At 66.1% G+C, this 3,012-nt stretch carries 3 protein-coding genes; 2 read left to right on the forward strand and 1 reads right to left on the reverse strand.

Going from position 1 to position 3,012, the window contains the following annotated elements:
- Nucleotides 1-170: 170 nt before the first annotated feature.
- Nucleotides 171-1,088, reverse strand: a complete 918-nt coding sequence (locus AUL34_RS10155) for an NAD(P)/FAD-dependent oxidoreductase (RefSeq protein ID WP_061933606.1) — start codon at nucleotides 1,086-1,088, stop codon at nucleotides 171-173.
- A 130-nt stretch (nucleotides 1,089-1,218) separates the two neighbouring features.
- On the opposite strand from AUL34_RS10155, the gene AUL34_RS10160 reads away from it, so the two are divergent.
- Both AUL34_RS10160 and AUL34_RS10165 read left to right on the forward strand, forming a co-directional pair.
- On the forward strand, nucleotides 1,219-1,716 hold the full coding sequence (locus tag AUL34_RS10160) for an Rrf2 family transcriptional regulator (protein WP_082653289.1): 498 nt from the start codon (nucleotides 1,219-1,221) through the stop codon (nucleotides 1,714-1,716).
- A 291-nt stretch (nucleotides 1,717-2,007) separates the two neighbouring features.
- Nucleotides 2,008-2,481, forward strand: a complete 474-nt coding sequence (locus AUL34_RS10165) for a VOC family protein (protein WP_082653290.1) — start codon at nucleotides 2,008-2,010, stop codon at nucleotides 2,479-2,481.
- The last annotated feature ends 531 nt before the right edge of the window (nucleotides 2,482-3,012 follow it).

Below are 3,012 nucleotides of genomic sequence, written 5' to 3' on the forward strand. Positions count from 1 at the left end.
GCTAGCCACACTGCGTCGTCGCCCTTTCCGCAGCCGAGCTCCAGCGCGCTCCCGGGAATGAGCGGCCCGGCGAACTGGGCAAGGGCCAAGCCCGGCTGTCCCGAAGTCGTCGGCGAGCCTTGGCGGTAGATGTCGTTCCAGAATGTCTCGGTGTTCATCGTACGCATCCATCAGGCCGCCGCGGCCAAGTCGCGATCGAACACCAGCGAGCGGTGCGCCGCTCCACCCGCCAGCACGCCCGCCGCCGTGGCCAGGGTCGCGTTCGGCATCGGGCTGGCGAGGTCGCCGGCCGCGAAGACGCCCGGAACCGTCGTCGCCTGCATGGCGTCGACCTCAAGGTAGGGTCCCGTCGGCCCGTCCCTCATAGCGCAGCCGAGCTGGTTGGCGAGATCGCTGGACGGAAGCGTCAGAGGTGCGACGAACAGGCCCGAGAGGGGGATCGTGCGGCCATCGGTCAGTCGTACCGCCTCCAACTTGGGCAGGGGACCGATCAGGCTCGTGACGTGTGTCGTCTCCACAGTCGCGCCTCGCGAGACGAGGGCCCGCCGCTGATCTTCTGTCGGCACGAACGCCCCTTGCGTGAACAGCGTTGTCGGTCCCCAATCGGGAAGCAGCATCGCCTGGTGGAAGGCCATCTCGGTCCGTGCCAGAACGCCCACGGGCTGCCGATCTAGTTCGTACCCGTGACAATACGGACAGTGCAGGACGCTCACGCCCCAGCGCTCGGCGAGGCCGGGCAGCTCCGGCAGGGTGTCGCGGACGCCGTAGGCAAGGACGAGCCGGCGCGCGGCGACCCCGCCTCCGGTGGCCAGCGAGACCACGAATCCGCCGCCCTCCCGACGGGCCGCGACGGCGGCCTCGCTTGCAAAAGCCACCGTTGGATAGGCTGCAAGTTCGGCGCGAAGGGCCGCGCCAAGCTCGGCCGGGCCCTGTCCGTCCTGTCCGGGGAACCCATGCGAGGTCGCGGCAAAGCGGTTGCGCGGTGCGTTCGTGTCGAGGACGAGCACGGTGCGTCGGGCCCTTGCCAGTTGCATGGCTGCCGACAGCCCCGCGAAGTTGCCTCCGATGACGATGACATCGTGGTCCATGGGTCGATCCTTCCCGTCCATTACGATACTCGACGAGTTACATGACGGACGGTCGGACCGCAAGACATGACACTTTGCATGTTGCGTGGTGTCGACTAGAACGTCCGTGCAGACAGGAAGGGTTCCCCGCATGCCACGCGACCTGCGTATGTCCCGCATTCTGCACGTGTTGATCCACCTGGATCGTCACGTGCCGCTTGCGACCTCGGACGAGATCTCCCGGATGATCTCCACCAATCCGGTCGTGGTCCGCCGAATGATGGCCGGCTTGCGCGATCGGGGGATCGTCGCGTCCGAGAAGGGGCACGGCGGCGGATGGCAGCTCGCGCGGTCGCTCGCGGACGTGACGCTCCGGGATGTTTACGAGGCGGTCGGCGCGCCGCCCCTGTTTAACATCGGGTCCGGCGCGGAGCCGGCCGAGTGCTTGGTCGAGCGCGCCGTCGACGCCCGTCTCGACACGTCCTTGCGCGAGGCGGAGGCTCGCCTGCTCGAACAGTTCACCCGGGTCACCGTTGAGGACGTCGCCAGAGACTTCGAGCGGGATGCCGCCGACCGTGGCCTCGGCTCGGAATGCGCCGAGAGCATCTCCCATCACGAGGAACCCATCGTGAACCACCGCCAAGCCTGACAGCGCCATGACAGCCGCGGGCTGCGCGTGTAGCTCGATCCGGCGGCGGGTTGATCATGTTGCGCCGGCAAGTCTACGTTCGGTGGGGCCCATGTCGGGAATTGCGACGTTCAGGGGGTCGAAAGGCGATCGACCGCTTCCTGGCGTCCGCTTTCACGGCTACTGGACACAGGACGGGGTAGTTTCGTGCCGGTCAGCATCCAAATGGCAAATGCATGGAAGGGACATAGCCGGAAGACCGGCGACGACCCGTTCTAAGCGATTGACCCCTTTGCCGGCAGGAAGTTTCGCATGACGGAACACACGAGCATCCACGTGCGTCGCGCCGATCATATCGGCTTCGCGGTCGCCTTCCTCGACGAGGCTCTTCGGTTCTGGGTCGATGGGCTCGGCGCGCAGCTTGTGCGGACGGGCGAGATGGGGGGCGAGTTCCTCGGTCAGGTGACGGGAGCACATGGGGCACAGGTTCGCATGGCGATCGTCTCGCTGGCGGATCTGACGATCGAACTCCTGGAATACCGCGGGATGGATCGGCCAAACCTGCCGGCCAAGCCGTTCGATCCGGGCTTCGCGCATCTGGCCTTTGTGGTCGATGACATCGACGCGCTCCTTGCGCGGATCGACGCCTACGGCTGGAAGGCGCAGGGCATTCCGCAGCCGATCGCAAGCGGTGCGCGGGCTGGAACGAGGGTGATCTACGCTGTTGGCCCTGACGGCGCGACGATCGAGTTCATGCAGCCGCCAGCCTCCGTGCAAGATCTGTGACGCCGCCGGGAGACAGATCGCTTGCCACCCCGATCCGAAGTCGGCAAAGCGCTGCGAACGACCGCTTCAGTGAAGCCTCAACGGCAGTTCGAAAGACCGGATTGGGTCGAGAGCGGATGGACCGCTTCCAGGTGTCCGCTTCCGCGGCACCGATCGGCTCGGTTGGGTCGAAACCCGTCCGACCGCTCTCGGGCGTCCGCTTCCCCAGCGCCTATCGCTCGATGGGGTGGTTAACGGTCAGTCCGCTTTGCGTCGATGAGACAAGATAGCGGACACTCGCTTCCATCGATCGATGGCGGCAGTTTCAACGACTCCAGCACCACGCAAAAGCCCGCCACGGAGTACCGGGACGGGCTTTCGAGCGATAGACGATCCGGTTAGGGACTGGAGACCTCTCCGGTCTGGCCCGCCGCTCGTTAGTTGAAGCGGTAGGACAGCTTCGCGGTGATCGTGTGGAAGTCGAAGTCGCCGTTCGAGCGGAAGTCCGTGAACTGGCCCGGGATCACCGCCGTGCCCGAACCGTCGAACGGG

Source organism: Aureimonas sp. AU22, from assembly GCF_001463745.1.
Lineage (GTDB): Bacteria > Pseudomonadota > Alphaproteobacteria > Rhizobiales > Rhizobiaceae > Aureimonas.

Bases quoted from the DNA above. Each gene is read 5' to 3' on its own strand.
- AUL34_RS10160 (WP_082653289.1), top strand. From the start codon at position 1,219: ATGCCACGCGACCTGCGTATGTCCCGCATTCTGCACGTGTTGATCCAC.
- AUL34_RS10165 (WP_082653290.1), top strand. From the start codon at position 2,008: ATGACGGAACACACGAGCATCCACGTGCGTCGCGCCGATCATATCGGC.
- AUL34_RS10155 (WP_061933606.1), bottom strand. From the start codon at position 1,088: ATGGACCACGATGTCATCGTCATCGGAGGCAACTTCGCGGGGCTGTCG.